This is a genomic window from Paenibacillus daejeonensis DSM 15491, from assembly GCF_000378385.1.
Classification (GTDB): Bacteria; Bacillota; Bacilli; order Paenibacillales; family Paenibacillaceae; genus Paenibacillus_D; species Paenibacillus_D daejeonensis.
The window spans coordinates 1260347-1277281 of sequence record NZ_KB899659.1 but is presented as its reverse complement, the minus strand read 5'-3'; the positions used below and the strand labels follow the sequence as shown (position 1 = coordinate 1277281).

The window sequence follows — 16935 nt, the reverse complement described above, 5'->3', positions numbered from 1 at the left end:
TTATGAAATTCAAGCAATTCGGCAGAAAGGCCTGGACGGCGCTTATGCTCTCTGCTGTGCTGGTCATTGTGGCTGGGTGTCAGGCATTAGGCGGTTTGGACTTGAATGGCATGCTCAAGCAAGCTATGAAAGTGACGTCTATGGAAGGCAAAGAGTCGTTCGAAGTGCAGCTGTTGTTCAGAGATGATCTGGGCGTGGGATTGGGTGCCGAGGATATGGCGATGCTGGCGTTGCTCTCGAACATCAAGCTGGAGCTGAATGATATCCGAATGAAGGATGCAGAAAATATGTCCTTGAAGGGCAATCTGGCCTTGGGCGACAAGGATATGGATTTCAAAGTCGTGGCTGAAGAGGAACGTGTGCGCATTGAGCTGGAAGGTGCCAAGCGGGCATTCTATCTCGATCTGGCTGATCTAGGGCTGCAAGAGTGGGAGGACGCAGAAGCTTATGAATTGGATGAAGAAGCCGAGGCTTCGCTCATCGAACGCGGGAATGAGCTGTTGGACTACATAGGTAATTATGCGATCGATAACCTGCCCAACCCGTCCAAGCTGTCCGTTGCTCCTGCTCAAACCGAAGTGAATGGCGAGACACTGCAGACGATGCGTGTGCAAGCCGAAATCGGTGGCGATGAGGTATTGCCGCTTGTCCATGCTTACCTCGATGCCCTGATTGCTGACGAAGAGGGTCTGACTGAGCTGGTCACTGCAGTCATCACACTCTTCTCGGAGGAAACCGACATCTGGGAGGCTGCTGGTGTCCCTGATCCGTTTGAAAGCTCTCTGACAGAGCAATCCCAGGAAGAGTTTATTCAAGAAGGCGTCACAGAAATTCTTGGTCTGTTGGGTGAACTGCAGACGGAATTGCGCACCGCGCAAGCAGAAGAGCCGGAATCCTTCGACGTGTTGCTTAATGAGAACTCCTATTTCAAGACAGAGATCTATGTGGATAGCAAACTCGATATCCGCAAGAAGTCTTCGGAGATTGTATTCAAGCCATCGTTCCCTGAGGATGATGAGTATTGGTATGACTTTCCGCTTGAGGGCTTTGTGATTCGTACTAGCGGTGAGCAGTGGAATGTGAATGGCGAAGTCACGCCGGAGCGTCTGGTCACGGCGCGCACCGATCTTTCGCTCGATAAGCTGTTCGAGATGGAATCCTATGAGCTGGTACGACTGTTCGATGAGGATACGCTGATGAACGATCTGCTGCGTCAGATGGGATTTGCACTGCAGACTGTCGAGCTGTACCCTGAGTTCGATCCTAATCCACCAATCTTGACGCCGGATGGCATCACGCTGATCCCGCTCCGCGATACGACGGAAGCACTGGGTGCACAACTGGCGTATCTTGCTGATACGAACACGTACGATGTGTACGATCCGGCTACCGGGACCTACTTGAAATTCCGCAAGGGAAGCAATCGCGTAACAGTGAACGATGTCGATACCAACTGGTCGTACCCGGCGACAATTATCGGCGGTACTATGTACGTGCCAGCGAGGAATTATATCGAAGCGCTTGGGGGCACCCTGTATTGGGATACGTTCTACTTTGCCGAGGATGAGAAATACCTGGTTCTGGAGCGTGAGCTGTAGAACCGACCCGGTTGAATAATAGGAAGATGAGGTGATCAGGCTTGCAAAAGATCGAAACAGAGGCTGCTTTTCGTGAGCAGATTGCTCAAGAGCAGCTGACGATCGCTGTATTCAAAACGACATGGTGTGTGGATTGCCACTATATTGAGCCGTTCATGCCCGACATCGAGCAGCAGTATGCTGGCCGAGTTTCATTTGTGGAACTGGACCGCGACGATCTGCCGGACCTGTGCAGTGAGTTGAACATTCTGGGTATTCCCAGCTTTATTGCCTTCCGCAAAGGGCAGGAGATTGTCCGTTTTGTTAACAAGCTGCGCAAGTCGCGTGAGGAGATTGAGCAATTTGCCGATCGTGCCCTGCAGGTCGCCGAAGCCCTGCCTAACTAACTCATGTATTGATTCAAGCCTGACCCGATTTCATGGGTCAGGTTTTTTTGTCCCCAAGCGCTGGTCGGCTGCTGTAACGCACCTTTGTTCCTCTATTTGCCTCGCGACCCGCTGGTTGGCTGCTGTAACGTACCTTTGTTCCTCTATTTGCCTGTCAAACCGCTGCTCGGCCGCTGTAAGGCACCTTTGTTCCTCTATTTGCCTGACAAGCTGATGCTTGTCCGCTGTAACGCACCTTTGTTCCTCTATTTGCCTCGCAAACCGCTGGTCGGCTGCTGTAACGCACCCACGCATCCTGCAACAAAAAGAAGCCTCACAGCTCTGTGGCTGTGAGGCTTCTGCTTATCTTGCTAAGGGTTTACGACCAAGGCATCAGCTGGTGAGCCGAGTAATCGAATGAATTTGCTAATGACGGGAATCATGGCTTCCTCCAGCCCGGATGTGATGACCGACAAGTGAAGCTGTGGCGAACCGGGCTCCGCATCACGTCTCAACCGGTCCACTGCGGCCAGCGAGATTTCCGTGTTGACGTTGACTTTGCAAATCCCCGACAGTACCGTCTGGGCAATAATGGCTTCAGGTGTACCTGAACCGCCATGCAGGACAAGAGGTACCTGGAGCGAATCGCGCAGCGTCGCCAGCAGCTCAAGATTGATGTTGGGCGTACCGGTATACATTCCGTGTACGGTACCGATCGCAGCGGCCAGGCTGTCGACGCCGGTCTCCGCTACAAACCGCTTGGCATCCGCAGGTGAGGTGAGGCGGCCGTCGCCTTCTTCTTCGTCAGAGTGAGCGCCACGCGCTACTGAACCGATTTCGGCCTCGACGGCCACATCGAATGCGTGTGCGAGCTCTACTATGGCGCGGGTCTGGGCGATGTTTTGCTCCAGCTCATAACGCGACCCGTCATACATGACGGAAGAAAAGCCACAACGTATCGCCTGCTCAATGGAGCTCTTCTCATATGCATGGTCAAGATGCAGCGAGACGGGAACAGAGGCCGTCTCGGCGATCGCACGCACCATGGCGGCGAAGCCTTCAATTCTGGTGGTAGGCAGGTAACGTTCGCCCAGTGCAATAATGACGGGGCGCTCCGATAATTCCGCGGCATGGACTGCCGCTTGCACAGTTTCCATGTTAAACGCGTTAATTGCAGCAATGGCTTTCTGCTGCCGCTGCGCTTCCAGCAGCAAATCTTGTGTTCGGGCAAGCATGGTTGATCCCTCCTTCGTACCTTTGAATTAAGATGAGTAAGCGTCCAACTGCTGAACCGTAGCCTTTAACGTATCGACTTCACCTACATTGCCAGGGAAGATAATGTAGGGAAGACCAGGAAACTTGCTTTCACTGCCGGTCAGCCAGACTGGGATGCCTGGCCGGATCTGTCCGGCCACCGTTGCCCGTTGAACGCTTAAGCCTCGGGTGCCGATATCACTGGAAGTAATGCCACCCTTGGCGACCAGATAGCGCGGACGCTGTTGCAGCCGCTGCACGATACTGGTGACCGCATCGGAGATACGAATCGACTGCTTAAGCTCATCCTCTTGCCGCCCGTCGCCAAGGTCAAGACGTTCCCGCTTCGTGTAGACGGTTACCGTTTTGCCTTCTGCCAGCAGGTGTTCAGTCTCTGCTATGACACGGGTGGTCTCTGCCTCAAAGGCCGCCGTATCTGTCACAAGATGCACATTGAATTCAATACAATGTATACCGCTGAGCTGCTGTAGAGCTTGGAGTTGGGCGGTTGTTTTCTTGACGTGGGAGCCGACGATAATTAAACCGCCGCCATCGGGCTGGTCCTTGAGCAGCTCTTGAGCATTTAGCAGCGCCCGGTCGCTGACACCGCCAATGATTTTGGTGAATGAGGCCGCGGTGCGGAACAAGAATTGCTTGCCGGCCCCAATTGCACGGATCAGCGCTGCGGCGAACACCCGGACGTCAGCATCTTCGGTGGCATTCACAACGACTTTGTTGAAATGCTGCACGCCCATTAACTGACCGACAATCGTGTCCAGATCCAGCGCCCGCAGACTCTCAAGTGTAATGAAGGTGGTGTCGGCAGCCCGATACGCACCGTCGCTCTTCTCCGCCACCCATTCTCCCAAGTCCGAGCTGGTATAGCCGAAGGTCCGGTCTTTGGCGAATTCCGTTTCACCCGCCGGTACAAGACGGTCGCCGTCCTTCACATAATGAGTATTATCTATTGTCAAACGTCCGCCTTCACGGAAATATGGCAGAATGACTTCGCCATCATACTTGGTGTCCGACACCGATTCAATGGTCTCTCGCAGCACCTCGGTCTCCAGCGGATAATGGCCGCGCAGGGTGGAGTCGCCCCGGCTGACGATCAAGTACGGCATTCCTAATTGCTTGGAGGCTGCTGCGGCATGCGCTGCGATTTCACGATGAACTGCAGTGGTTTCGCTCGCGACCAGTCCTCTGGAATTCGTCAGAATGAAGAAGATCCGGTTCGTTTCGCGAAAGCCAGCCAGCATCGTCTCTAGTGACCAGTCGGTATACACCGAGACGCCGTGCACGGTCTGGACACCGGTAGGATCATCATCGAGCACGATGATTTTGCCTTGCAGCCCGCTCAGCGCGTCCTCCAGCAGCTGTTCAGCTTGCTGTCGCCGGGCGGCTGGCCACTCCGGCCAGGCTGCCAGTTTGTTCTCGTAGGTTTCTCCCATTACTATCCCATCCTTTTTATATTTATATATTTTGTGGTACTTGGCATGAGCGGAGTGGGAGAGGGAGGCTGGAGAAAAGCGTATGCTTCCGAAGTCGCTTTCTTGCAGAAAGCGTTAAACGCTCGCCTTTGTTCCCGGATTCCCCCGTTAGGGGAATAGTTCAAGGAATCTGGGAACAACAGCGATTGGAAGCCCCCTCTCCCGCGCAGCTTCTTGTCATAGTCCCGGCAAAATGCCGCTGAAGAGGCTCAGGGCATATACAGCAGCCAAGGCGGTCAGGCCGGCGATAAATCCGCCAATCGTCCAGATCCGCAGCGTCTGCGCCACTGTGAGCTTGCCGAAGCGGTTAACGACCCAGAAGCCGGAATCGTTCGGCAGCGACAAGCCGATACCGCCAGCACAGATCGCCAGACCCAGCAAGATAGGGGACACGCCCAGCTCCAGGATGAGAGGACCCATAATGCTGGAGGTTGTCACCAGAGCTACTGTGGAGGAGCCCAGGGAAGCCCGCAGGATCTGTGAGAAGATGAAGGCCAGCAACAGAACCGGGATGCTCCAGCTCTGCATGGTGGAGATCAGATAGTCGCCGATGCCGCTTTTGTTGATAACAGCTCCGAAGGCACCGCCCGCGCCAGTAATGAGTACGATCATCCCTGCGCTGGCAATTGCTTCATTGTAAAGCTTGGTATGACTCTCCCGAATATAGGGGCGAAGCAGCAGAATGGCTGCAATGACACTGATCAACAATGCGATGTTCTTGTCGCCAATAAAGCCAAGGACTGTAGCCACGCCTGTGTCGGGGATCAGCATTTTGGAGACCGTATTGGCCAAAATAAGCACGATAGGCAGCGACAGGATACCAAACGACAAACCGGTACTAATTTGCTTGCGGTCATCGTCCGGTTCAACAGCCTCGTCCTCCAGCGATACGTCTGACTGGACACGCTTGCCAATATACATGCCGTACAGGTAACCACCGACGAGTGCAGCGGGAAGGGCGCAAATAATGCCGTAGATGATAAACAACCCGAGGTCGGATCCGGTATTCTCCGCAACAATCATCGGACCAGGTGTAGGTGCAATCATATTATGCGATGTGATCAGGCCGATACCGAGAGCGGTTACAAAGGTCATCACCGAAATCCCTGTCCGGGTTGCCAGGCTCTTCAGAAGCCCGCTCAGAATCACAAATGCAGCATCAAAGAATACTGGAATGGAGACGATGGTGCCTGCAATGGACAGACCGGCTGGCGAACGCCGGATGCCGAACAGCTTCAGCAGGACATCGGCAATCCGTTCAATGGCACCCGAAGCGCCGAGGAACTGGCCGAAGATGACGCCCAGACCGATCAGAATACCGACACCTGCGAGCGTGTTGCCAAACCCGGCAGTTACGATCCCGGGAACCTCCGCGATCGGCATGCCGATCGCGATGGCGGTAACAAATGCGGTACAGATGAGAGCGAGAAACGGTTCAACCTTCCATCTCATAATAAGTAAGAATAGAAAAGCAAGAGCAAGGACGAAAACACCTATAAGCAATGGACCTGTTAACATGGATGACACTCCCCCACAAATGGATATGACGCTTAAGAAGATACGCCGACTTGGACTCCGGCGAGATTTTCATAGTATTTCACAATGCCTCCATGATCATCAGCCTGCTTGCCTTCGGCAGCAAGTGTCTCAAAAACATGGCGCACATGCTGTGTGAGCGGCAGCTCCAGATCAAGTGCATCGGCAGTCTCCATGACGTTGTTCAAATCTTTGAGGTTGATGTCGATGCGTCCGCCAGCCTTGAAGTTGCGCTCCAGCACCATTGGTACCTTGGCATCCAGCACGGCGCTGCCGGCGAGGCCTCCGCGAATGGCTTGGTACATCTGCTGCAGATCAATACCTGCCTTGGCGCCAAGGATCAGGGCCTCGGACATAGCAGCAATATTGACATTCACAATGATTTGATTGGCCAGCTTGGCCGTTGATCCGCTGCCGTTGCCGCCTACCCGGGTGACATCCTTGCCCATGGTGGACAATACCGGTCGTGCCTTCTCGAAGACAGCCTCATCCCCACCCACCATAATAGCGAGCGTGCCGTCGATCGCCTTGGGTTCTCCTCCGCTGACAGGCGCGTCTAGCATGGCTATGCCCTTCAACTGGAGCAGACCCGCCATCTCGCGGGAAACGACAGGCGAGGTCGAGCTCATATCGATGACAATACTGCCGGCTGCGGCTGATTCTGCGATGGTCCCGACCACCTGGCGAACCACAGCATTGTTGGGCAGCATGAGAATGATGACATCGCTTTCAACAGCTGCAGCCTCAACTGATGCTGCGGCAGCTGCCCCGGTTTGCTTCAACTCGGCGACCGCCTCTGTATTAAGATCATACACAATCGCATTGTAACCGCTGTTAACTACGTGCTTGGCCATGGGTTTGCCCATGATGCCAAGACCTATGAATCCGATGTTCATGAATAGTCCTCCTAAAATGATAAGGGTTTCAAAAGGTGAGCTCAGGACATAGTGTACACAATAAATTCATTTTTGTATACAATTTTATTAAAAATGAATGCAGTTTATTGTTTCCTCTTTGAATTCACTAGCGGTAGAGGCTATAATTCTAATATGAGATTTTAGAGGAAAGCATTGAAGGGGAAGGGGCATGCAATTGAGCAAGCAAGTTTCACAATCCGCCAACATCCAGTGCTATGAGCAGCTGCGTGATAAAATATTGACAGGTGAACTCGCAGGAGGCACCAAGCTGGTAGAAGAGCGGTTGGCCGAGGATATGGGAGTCAGCCGGACGCCAATTCGAGAGTCGATTCGCAGACTGGAACAAGAGGGACTTATAAAAAACAAACGCGTAGTCAAGCCTGGCGATGAAGAGCTGCGTCATATCTTTGAAGTCCGTATGCTGCTGGAGGGCTTCTCTGCACGCTGTGCGGCAAACTATCTCGATGAAGCAACCATGGCCCGGCTCCAGGACTGCATTGACCGGGCGTTTGCAGGCACGTATGAAGAGACGATGGACGCCAATAAAAGTTTTCATGACCTAATCGTGGAAGCGAGCCGTAATCCGGAAATCGTAAAAATTATTGACCGTATGCAGTCCATCGTGTACCTGTTCCGCAAAGCCGTCGTTTTCTACAAGCGACCGATGTTGATTGAGGAGCATCAACACATTCTGGATGCCATCCGCGCACGCGATGCAGACGGGGCAGAGCGGCTGATGAAGCAGCATCTTCAAGCGGATCTGGATTTTTATCTGCATTTGCCCCGTGAAGCCAAGCTTTAATGGAATAAGCTGCGGATTGTCACATTTTCAACATGGCTTTTAACTTTTCTTATGGCTATAATAAATTGATGGTCATATTCGACAAGAAGTGGTGATTTTTTTGGTAACTAAGGGCACTCGCGTGCTTATCATAGTTGCATGTATTGGCATGCTGATTGTTCTCCTGCAGGGAGCGCTCGTCACGAACACGGACTCGGGACGAGGCTGCGGCGATCATTGGCCGCTCTGCTATGGTAAATTCGTCCCGGCGTATACGCTCGAATCCATGCTGGAGTACTCCCATCGCCTTGTTAGCGCGATTGTCGGTTTCCTCGTGCTCGCCGTCTTTATCCTTACAATGGTTAAGCATCGCAGGGAAGGGGAGCCTGTGCTATATGCCTCCAGTGCGTTGTTCTTCACGATTCTGCAAGCGCTGCTGGGTGCTGCAGCTGTGAAGTGGCCGCAATCGCCACCCGTGATGGCTTTGCATTTTGGCTTTTCCCTACTGGCATTTGCCAGTACGTTATTATTGGTCATCTGGGCCTACCGGATGAAACGGGGACTGGGCAAGACGGCTCTGACGGACCTTCCGCATTCCGTTTACAAGTTTGCTTGGGCAATATTCGGATACATTTATGTGGTGGTCTACATTGGCGCCTATATCCGCCATACCAAATCAGCGGGTGGCTGTGCTGGCTGGCCGTTATGTAACGGACAAGTCATTCCTGAGCTCAGTGGAGCCACGGGACTTGTGTTCCTGCACCGCGTGGCTGCTTTGATTATTTTCATATTGATTGCCGCGCTGGCCTATTACATCCACAAGAAAGCCACAGGTCATGAAGGCTTGAAACGTACCGCAGCCTGGGCGTTTGCGCTTGTGCTGACCCAGGTGCTAAGTGGCGCGCTAGTAACGGCAACGCTTGGCAATGAGCAAGTCTATATCTTTACCAGTCTGCTGCACAATGTCATCATATCCGTTTTGTTCGGGTTGCTGGCAGAGCTCTCCATCCGCTCCTGGAAGCTGCGGCGCAGGTAAATGCTATGAACCGCCATTCCTTAGGATTGGCGGTTTTGCGTTCAGGGAGCAGGGCATCCTATAGTACAGAACTTGATGAGGGGGAGCAGACGTGCTGCGAGATTTACTCGGCGGAGAGCCGCGCCAGGCGGAAGGGCTGCTTCTGGCAGCCATGACGCAAATGGAACAGCTCATGACGGAATTGCAGAAACGCATAGCCACGGGAGATGCTCGCCAGCATGAGTACCGCAAGCTGGAAATTTGGACAGCGGGTCTGCTGGGCTCGTTGGATGAATTGGAACAGAGTCAATTTGCTGCGCACTGGTTCGGCAAGCGAATCACGTCTCGTTACCTAAGCGTGATGTCTTCTGAAGAAATGATGGATTATTACCGGCATATTTATTTTGATAAAAATGCTTTTATCCGAATCTTTGCGCTGCTGGACAAGCTGGGCACATTTTTAAATGAGTGGCTGACATTGGATACAGGAGAGAGCAAGAAACACTTTTCTTATTTTACGGTGCTGCGCCGCATGCAGGAAAGGCGGATCGAGCCAAGGCTTGGCGAGCGGTTGTTCAAGATCAAAGAAACGTACCGCGAGCCCATGTCACGGCTGCGGAAGCGGCGCAACACGGAAATTCATTACATGAACTCAGAGCTGCAGGATGATCTGCGGCACAGCAGGGGCGCTTACGGTCAGGATATTCCTCTCGAGGATATCGCCTCGCAGCTAGCCGATCTGGATCAAGGCTGCGAGATGGTCATGCGGACGCTCGCAGAGACCTTCTCCTATGCGCAGACCATGATGAGGAAACACGGGAAATATGGTATACTAGGGCAGGAATAAGGCCATGACAAGGGGGAGTAGCCATGGACTTGAGCGGCAAAACGGCCCTCATAACCGGAAGTGCCAAAGGACTGGGAAAAAGCACCGCTGTCATGCTGGCAAGCTACGGGTGCAATATTATATTGAACTATGTCACAAGTGAAGACGCTGCAAAAGCGCTGGAAGCACAAATCCGTTCCATGGGCGTCAACTGCATTGCTCTGCAAGCTGATATCGCTGACCCCGAACAGGCTGAACAGTTAGCCGATCAGGCAGAGGAAGCGTTCGGCGGCATTGATATTCTAATTAATAATGCTGGCCCATTTATTCGTGAGCGTCGAGTTTTCTCGGAATATCAGCGCTCTGAAATTACAGGCCTGCTCCATGGTAATCTGCTCGGCGTCATGCTGTTGGACCACCGGGTCCTGCCGCTCATGCGGTCTCGCAATTGGGGGCGCATTATCCATTTTGGTTTTGGTCATGCGGGAGAGGCGAGAGCCTGGCCGCACCGGGCCGTCTACGCTGCCGCCAAGACCGGACTAGTATCCTTTACCAAGACGTTGGCTGTCGAGGAAGCCGCTCATGGCATCACCGTGAACATGATCTGTCCCGGGGATATTCGGGGGGAGAATAAGGAGAAGACGATCGATGAGGTTGAAGGGCTGATTGATGATGAATCGCCGCGCGGCCGTCCTGGAACTGGTGAGGACATTGCAAGGGCAATCTGTTTTCTTTGTGATAGCAAATCCGATTTTATCACAGGCAATATTTTGGATGTAACCGGCGGGCTCGATCCCATACGCCGCACCTTGAAAGGGTAATCCGCATCGGATGCCTATAGGCATACAAAAAAAGTCTCGCCGCAGACGTGAATACGTCTTGCAGCAAGACTTTTTGTTACGAATGGTCGTTAACCCTTAATGGGTTTTAGAATACTTGTACGACCTCTTCAATACCTTCGACTTCTTCCAGCAGGGCGCGTTCGATGCCTGCCTTGAGGGTAATCGTGGAGCTCGGGCAGCTGCCGCAAGCACCCATCAATTTCAGCTTGACGATTCCGTCTTCGATCTCAACGAGTTCGACGTCGCCTCCATCACGCTGTAGGAACGGACGCAGCTTATCCAATACATCCAGTACTTCATCATACTTGGAAGAGGTTTGTGTATTATCACTCATGCTTATCGACTCCTTTCTTTCTTTATTATAGTACAAATCGAAGCAAATGAAAATGGATGGCGAAAAGGTAAGGTGAAAAAGATATGAATCCTATCGTAGAATTTTGTGCCAGCAATATGCATCACGGGACTGACGAACTGCTGGAGCAGCTAGAGGCAGACCCGACAATCGATGCCATTGAATATGGATGCCTGGGCAACTGCGGCGAATGTTATTTGTTCCCGTTTGTCCTGGTGAATGGAGAGATCGTCGCGGCCGAGACGGTCGAGGAGCTCTCCAAAAAGATCGAAGCAGCGGTGAAAGAACAGCAAGCGCACCAGGATGCGCTGGACAAGCTGCTAGACGACCTTTGATCATTCGGACAGAATACGACTCAGGCCTCATTACTGGTTAGCCGGAATGATGCTTGGAGCGCCATAAGACGCCGGATTTCAGGACACGGGGGACACGACCCATGATGGCTGTGCGACCCATGAGGCCGAATCCGGCCTTTTTGCCGAGCGATCCAAGCACGCCTTTGAGCTTGATGCGCGACAATCTAGGCGGCCGATTCCGCCATTCAGCCGAGATGATCTCGGCAATCTGCTTGCCTTGCGCCCCGGCCGCCTGGGCGCTGGGGGAGAAGGGAAGAGAAGCACAGTCCCCCACCACAAACACCTCCGGGTGGTCGGGCAATCGATGATGCTCATCAATGATTAAGCGGCCTTGGCCATCCTTCTGCAAATTCATGCGCTGAACAAGCGGCACGGGCTGAATGCCCGCTGTCCACACTGTGACATCCGTGTCCATCCGTTCATTGCGGTTGTAGATAATCCCCCGCTCCAGACGACTGACGGATACGCCGCCCACGGTACGGACATCATGTTCATTGAACCAACTGGACACGTAACGCTGCAGCTTGCCGGGGAAAGCGGACAAAATGTTCTGGCCACGATCCAAGATCTGAATATTCAGATCCCTGCGTGCTTCCCTTAGCTCTGCAGCCACTTCAACACCGCTGAGACCACCGCCGACGATAGTGACCTGCCCATAGGGCTTGATGTCGTTCAACAAGCGGTAAGTCTGCCTGGCTGCAGAGAAGGTCTGCAGAGACGTCGAATGCTCTTCGGCGCCGGGAATGTCATGGTAACGGTCCGTACAACCGAGTGCAATCGCCAGCCAATCATAACTAATCGGGTCTTCGCCTTCCATATGAATCAGACGGGAAGCCAGATCCACATCGTGGACTTCCCCATGCTTGAGCACAAGCCTTGGATCCGTCGGATATTGAACCCGGAGATCATAATCCGATACTGTCCCTGCTACCAAAGCATAATACTCCGTTTTGAGACCTTGAAAAGGCATTCTGTCAATTAACATTACCGTCGTATCGTCCGGGATGTGCCCCTCAAGCAGCGTCTGGGCGATCGTGATGCCTCCGTAACCCCCGCCCAAAATGACAAATCGTTTCATAAGCACACCAACCTTACTGTTCAATGCTGGGAATCGCGCCTTCGGTCGCAGCCTTTATAGTATGCGCTGCGGCCCCTTATTCGTACACTTTGATTTCATTGTAAAAAGTGTCGCGCTCTACCGGTATGCGACCTGCGCCTTTGACGAGCCAGATCAAGTCCTCGCGGGTGATGCCTTCAGGCGTCAGCGCACCTGCCGCATGGCTAATTCGCTCTTTGACAATTGTGCCGTGCACATCATCTGCACCCATAGTCAGGGCAACCTGTGTTAGCTGTGTGCCGATATTGATGAAATACGCTTTAATATGTTGAATATTATCCAGCATGAGACGGCTGATAGCGATGGTTTTCAAATCCTCATAAGCCGAATTCCGCCGGCGGATGCCCGCGCGTGGATTAATAGGCTGCATGGATAGCGGGATAAATACTTGGAAGCCGTCGGTCTCATCCTGAAGATCGCGGATATGCATCATATGCTGGATCCGCTGCTCATGGGTTTCAATCGAGCCATACAGCATCGTTGTATGAGTTTTCAGGCCAAGCGAATGAGCCGTCCGGTGAACTTCCAGGTACTCGCTCACGTCTGCTTTGTCTACGCGCATTTTTTTGCGGTATTGATCCGATAGAATTTCTGCCCCGCCCCCGGTGAGGGTCGCGAGTCCGGCTTCAATCAATTGCTCCAGTACTTCCCGGTAGGACAGACCACTGATTCTGGCGAAGAAATCAATCTCTGCCGCGGTGTAAGCCTTTAACGTCACCTGAGGATATTTGTCCCGCAGGGCGCGTAGTGAATCAACATAATATTGAAAAGGCACATGCTGATTATGGCCGCCCACAATGTGAAACTCGCGGACCCCTGGATGGATGTGTTGTTCAACGTACTCAATCATCTCTTCACCGCTTAGAGTATAGGCGCCTTCGTCGCCCTCATCTTTGCGGAAATTGCAAAACGCGCAGCGTGATTCGCAGACATTGGTAAAATATAAACTCATATTTTCAATAAAATAAACCCGCTTGCCGTTTTTGCGCAAGTTGGCTTCGTTGGCCATTTGGCCGATCGACAGAAGGTCATCGGACTGGTACAGAAACACGCCGTCTTCGAGCGTCAAGCGTTCCCCTTGGCGGACTTTGTCAGCGATGTCCTGCATCTGTTTCTCGGGTGTGGATAGAATAACATTCATATAGCAGGAGCCTCCTTAAAATAACGTGAGCAGGGGGATTGTGAAAAAAAGAACATCCCCGTCTGCCAAAACACCTTCCATCTATTATAAACCTCCCATAGGTGGGCGGCAACAAGCAAAAAACGTCTCAGCATCGAATTCTTAGGTGAAAACGACAGAGAATCGGCCCAATCGCATGTGCCATCTTGAGGCATAAGGAAAGATGGAGTATAATGAAATTATGTATTCCCAAGGCATCACCTGGATAGGAGGAATGAACATGATTGTAATCAGTGAACCTGCTGCTTCAAAGATAAAGGAAATGCTGGCCCAGGAAGAATCTCCTGAATTGTTCTTGCGGATTGGGGTCAACGAAGGCGGCTGTAGCGGTTTTTCGTATGGCATGGGATTTGATGACGAGCTGCGCGATAATGACCGCGAGCTGCAAATTGAGGGCCTGAAGGTTGTCGTCGACGAAGACAGTGCCAAGTATCTGAATGGCTTGCAGATCGACTTCAAAGAAACAGCTATGAGCGGGGGATTCACGATTGAGAATCCTAATGCGACCGTCACTTGCGGTTGTGGTTCTAGTTTCCGTACAGCTACCGATGCAGGCAAGCCAAGCGAAGCTGGCGAATGCTAATCTGATTCACCTATACCTGTTACCGGCCTCTTTCAGGGTATTCCTGCGAGAGGCTTTTTTTGCTGCCTAAGCAGACAGGCTTGAGAAAATCAGTTCTCATTTTGAATAGGCAGGCGTTTATAGGAGGGAAAATGTGGGTAATAGGATGCATATGGAAGTGAAGTCCAAGGACATAAGGGCTAGATGCCTTTAAAAAGGAGGGGAGCAGCATGTTCACGAGCGGAAAACGAAGAGGGCACGCTTTTTTTGTCAAGACACGCGCCGGCAATTGGATTGAACTGCGACTCTTATGCTGCAAAATTTCGTGATCATGGCTCACTGTGTAACCTTCTACCTCTAACAACGAAACTCTAGTGGTCTATCGCGAGTTCACATAAAACTAGTCAACCATACAAGAGAATATCCACTCTCATTCATATACTAGCATATCAACGTGCAAAGGAGAATGGGAGATGGGTGAAGCTACAGGCAGGCAATACGCCAGCAAGTGGGTCAAAACGGCAGCATTACTGTCTCATCCCGCGATTGCCCCTCATATACCGCCAACCCGCATGTACAATGAAAGCAATCTGAAGTCGATGCTAGCCATTCATGGCATGGTCGTTATCAAGCCCGTTAGGGGGGCAGGCGGTCATGGTGTCATCAAAGTATCGAAACAGGATGGACGCTACGCTGTGAGCCACTATCACGATCGGCGTTTTTACGATACGTTTGGCGCAATGACAGCAGCGCTTACACGGATGAAACGCAAACGTCCTTATCTGATTCAGAAAGGGATACAACTGGCCACCATCAGTGGACGTCCGATTGATTATCGGGTCAAATACGTAAAAGAAGGCACAGGGTGGAGCTGTCGTGCCATGGTTGGGCGCTTGGCCAAAGAAGGGCTGTTCGTCACGAACCTGTGCCGGGGAGGTACGCAGATGCCCGCCGCAGAAGGCATTCGTCGCTCTCTGACTACAGCCATGGTGAAGAGTAAAAAGCGCGAAATGCGCAAGTTAACCTCGCTCTCGACTCAAGTGCTGGAGACGCGGCTGCCTGGTATAGGCCAGCTAGGCTTCGATTATGGTCTCGACAAACACGGGAAAATATGGATCTTCGAAGTCAATACGCGACCTCAGTAGGATATTTAAAAGATTGATAGATTTTGGTGAATCTATTAAATTTTTTTATTGATAGAGTGAGTTGACAGGTGTGTATAACGCTATCCACACCATCCCCACTGGACACGCTTGAATTTATAGCAGCTACTCACAAATTGCACACAAGCTGTCCACAACAGGCTGTGGATAACGGAACACTTGTTCCTGGTTTCGCAACGTGCTAAGATGTGAGGAACAAATAGGAAAGGAAGGGTTGGTAATGGAGATTCTTTCGGATGAAATGCTCATCGACACCTATGAGACAGCGGTGCATCTGGAACTGGAACCGGATTTTTTGCAATTGCTGCTCACCGAGATCCGTCGTCGCGAGATTCCAGCTGACTGCTCGCTTGTCGGTGTCTGATCGTAATCCCCATGAATGATATCGACACCTCCATTCTAGTTAGACACCCCTAACAGGGTATGTCTCATCCTGCCCGGCTCTTGCGGTTCCGGCGGATCGACATACCCTGTCTTTGTGAAGAAATGAGGGCTTTTAACTACATTTTCATGTTACTGCTGTGGCCTGGAGACAATTTTGCATTTGGATCGATATACACCTTGGCATTATTAATAGCTGTTGGGGCCTCACCGAAACCAACCGCAATCAGCTTGAGTTTGCCTGGATATGTTGTAATGTCGCCTGCCGCGAACAGACCCGGAATATTGGTTTCCATCCGGGAGTCAACCACGATGGAGCCGCCTTCAATCGTAATGCCCCATTCAGCGATAGGACCCAGTGAGGACACGAAACCAAAATTGACGATCACTGCGTCAACATCCAGTGTAGTCACTTCCTTGGTTTTGATATGCTCCAGGGTAACAACTTGAATCCGTTCATCGCCATGCAGCTTAGTGATCTCGTATGGGGTCATGATCTGTACCTTGGAGTTCATCAAGTTTTCAACGCTATGCTCATGTGCTCTGAACTTGTCGCGTCGATGCACGAGCGTCACCTGCTCGGCAATCGGCTCCAGCATAAGAGCCCAGTCAACAGCAGAGTCACCGCCGCCGCTGATTAGCACCTTTTGACCTTTGAACTGATGCAAGTCATTAACAAAGTAGTACAAATTGGTTTTCTCGAACTGTGCTGCTTCCGGGAGATCCAGCCGCCGCGGTTCGAAGGCGCCTACGCCGCCAGTAATAATGACTGCTTTTGCTGTATGCGTCCCCTTGTTCGTTGTAATTTCGAAGAGACGTTCTTCTTTTTTGACAACCTGCAGCACTTTTTCTTCCAGGCAAACTTCCGGCTGAAAATGATCCATCTGCCGCTTCAGCAGATTGACCAGCTCTTGCGCCGTCACCTTGGGGAATCCGGCCACATCATAGATGTATTTCTCGGGGTACAGTGCAGCCAATTGGCCGCCAAGCTGGGGCATGCTCTCCAGAATGCGAACGGATGCTTGACGCATGCCTGCATAGAACGCTGCGAACATCCCCGCAGGTCCCCCGCCGATGATAATAATATCCACCGCGTTGTTTTCCTTCTGACTTGTCACAGTAGGCACCTCCAAAAATTATATCTGTCTCACTACCATCATACGCTTTTATTCGAAAAAAAAACAGATTTGTATATTGTTC

At 51.9% G+C, this 16935-nt stretch carries 19 protein-coding genes; 11 read left to right on the top strand and 8 right to left on the bottom strand.

The genetic code is table 11. The annotated features are described in order from the left end of the window. Window positions 1-2 precede the first annotated feature (2 nt). The 3 genes from F556_RS0106315 to F556_RS37655 all read left to right on the top strand — a co-directional run bounded on the left by F556_RS0106315 (window position 3) and on the right by F556_RS37655 (window position 2317). Window positions 3-1598 (top strand): copper amine oxidase N-terminal domain-containing protein, encoded by a 1596-nt coding sequence (locus F556_RS0106315; RefSeq protein WP_020616071.1) that lies wholly within the window; start codon window positions 3-5, stop codon window positions 1596-1598. Between the two features lie 41 nt (window positions 1599-1639). Beyond that, complete coding sequence (locus tag F556_RS0106310) at window positions 1640-1984, top strand: thioredoxin family protein (protein WP_020616070.1); 345 nt, start codon at window positions 1640-1642, stop codon at window positions 1982-1984. An 84-nt stretch (window positions 1985-2068) separates the two neighbouring features. After that, window positions 2069-2317, top strand: coding sequence for a hypothetical protein (locus F556_RS37655; RefSeq protein ID WP_157272624.1), 249 nt, complete (start codon window positions 2069-2071; stop codon window positions 2315-2317). Window positions 2318-2334: 17 nt separating this feature from the next. Here F556_RS37655 and F556_RS0106300 read toward each other — a convergent pair whose 3' ends face one another. The 4 genes from F556_RS0106300 to garR form a co-directional block, all read right to left on the bottom strand. Continuing rightward, window positions 2335-3198, bottom strand: coding sequence for a class II fructose-bisphosphate aldolase (locus F556_RS0106300; RefSeq protein ID WP_020616068.1), 864 nt, complete (start codon window positions 3196-3198; stop codon window positions 2335-2337). Window positions 3199-3225: 27 nt separating this feature from the next. Beyond that, the gene (locus F556_RS0106295; protein WP_020616067.1) at window positions 3226-4668 is read right to left on the bottom strand and encodes a four-carbon acid sugar kinase family protein; all 1443 of its coding nucleotides are present in this window, start codon (window positions 4666-4668) and stop codon (window positions 3226-3228) included. Between the two features lie 216 nt (window positions 4669-4884). Then, window positions 4885-6225 (bottom strand): GntP family permease, encoded by a 1341-nt coding sequence (locus F556_RS0106290; protein ID WP_020616066.1) that lies wholly within the window; start codon window positions 6223-6225, stop codon window positions 4885-4887. A 32-nt stretch (window positions 6226-6257) separates the two neighbouring features. Further along, window positions 6258-7139: a 2-hydroxy-3-oxopropionate reductase gene (gene garR / locus F556_RS0106285; protein WP_020616065.1), complete on the bottom strand. Its 882-nt coding sequence runs from the start codon at window positions 7137-7139 to the stop codon at window positions 6258-6260. A 190-nt stretch (window positions 7140-7329) separates the two neighbouring features. Between garR and F556_RS0106280 the strand changes: the two genes are divergently transcribed. From F556_RS0106280 to F556_RS0106265, 4 genes are all read left to right on the top strand, one after another. Then, window positions 7330-7962, top strand: a complete 633-nt coding sequence (locus F556_RS0106280) for a GntR family transcriptional regulator (RefSeq protein ID WP_020616064.1) — start codon at window positions 7330-7332, stop codon at window positions 7960-7962. 121 nt (window positions 7963-8083) lie between these two features. Beyond that, window positions 8084-8977 (top strand): COX15/CtaA family protein, encoded by an 894-nt coding sequence (locus tag F556_RS0106275; RefSeq protein ID WP_245583016.1) that lies wholly within the window; start codon window positions 8084-8086, stop codon window positions 8975-8977. A 91-nt stretch (window positions 8978-9068) separates the two neighbouring features. Next, a complete protein-coding gene (locus tag F556_RS0106270) occupies window positions 9069-9803 on the top strand; it encodes a Cthe_2314 family HEPN domain-containing protein (RefSeq protein WP_020616062.1) in 735 nt (244 codons plus the stop codon). Window positions 9804-9826: 23 nt separating this feature from the next. Next, a complete protein-coding gene (locus tag F556_RS0106265) occupies window positions 9827-10603 on the top strand; it encodes an SDR family oxidoreductase (RefSeq protein ID WP_020616061.1) in 777 nt (258 codons plus the stop codon). 106 nt (window positions 10604-10709) lie between these two features. Here the strand turns inward: F556_RS0106265 and F556_RS0106260 are convergent, their stop codons facing one another. Then, a complete protein-coding gene (locus tag F556_RS0106260; RefSeq protein ID WP_020616060.1) occupies window positions 10710-10958 on the bottom strand; it encodes a NifU family protein in 249 nt (82 codons plus the stop codon). Window positions 10959-11041: 83 nt separating this feature from the next. On the opposite strand from F556_RS0106260, the gene F556_RS0106255 reads away from it, so the two are divergent. Beyond that, window positions 11042-11311 (top strand): YuzB family protein, encoded by a 270-nt coding sequence (locus F556_RS0106255; protein ID WP_020616059.1) that lies wholly within the window; start codon window positions 11042-11044, stop codon window positions 11309-11311. A 37-nt stretch (window positions 11312-11348) separates the two neighbouring features. Here F556_RS0106255 and F556_RS0106250 read toward each other — a convergent pair whose 3' ends face one another. After that, on the bottom strand, window positions 11349-12410 hold the full coding sequence (locus F556_RS0106250; protein ID WP_020616058.1) for an NAD(P)/FAD-dependent oxidoreductase: 1062 nt from the start codon (window positions 12408-12410) through the stop codon (window positions 11349-11351). 76 nt (window positions 12411-12486) lie between these two features. Continuing rightward, window positions 12487-13590, bottom strand: coding sequence for an aminofutalosine synthase MqnE (gene mqnE, locus F556_RS0106245; RefSeq protein ID WP_020616057.1), 1104 nt, complete (start codon window positions 13588-13590; stop codon window positions 12487-12489). 259 nt (window positions 13591-13849) lie between these two features. Between mqnE and F556_RS0106240 the strand changes: the two genes are divergently transcribed. The 3 genes from F556_RS0106240 (at window position 13850) to sda (ending at window position 15718) form a co-directional block, all read left to right on the top strand. Then, window positions 13850-14212: a HesB/IscA family protein gene (locus F556_RS0106240; protein ID WP_020616056.1), complete on the top strand. Its 363-nt coding sequence runs from the start codon at window positions 13850-13852 to the stop codon at window positions 14210-14212. 452 nt (window positions 14213-14664) lie between these two features. Then, window positions 14665-15336: a YheC/YheD family protein gene (locus F556_RS0106235; protein ID WP_020616055.1), complete on the top strand. Its 672-nt coding sequence runs from the start codon at window positions 14665-14667 to the stop codon at window positions 15334-15336. Window positions 15337-15574: 238 nt separating this feature from the next. Continuing rightward, on the top strand, window positions 15575-15718 hold the full coding sequence (gene sda / locus F556_RS33370; RefSeq protein WP_020616054.1) for a sporulation histidine kinase inhibitor Sda: 144 nt from the start codon (window positions 15575-15577) through the stop codon (window positions 15716-15718). 136 nt (window positions 15719-15854) lie between these two features. Here sda and F556_RS0106225 read toward each other — a convergent pair whose 3' ends face one another. Beyond that, window positions 15855-16853: an NAD(P)/FAD-dependent oxidoreductase gene (locus F556_RS0106225; RefSeq protein ID WP_020616053.1), complete on the bottom strand. Its 999-nt coding sequence runs from the start codon at window positions 16851-16853 to the stop codon at window positions 15855-15857. Between the last annotated feature and the right edge of the window lie 82 nt (window positions 16854-16935).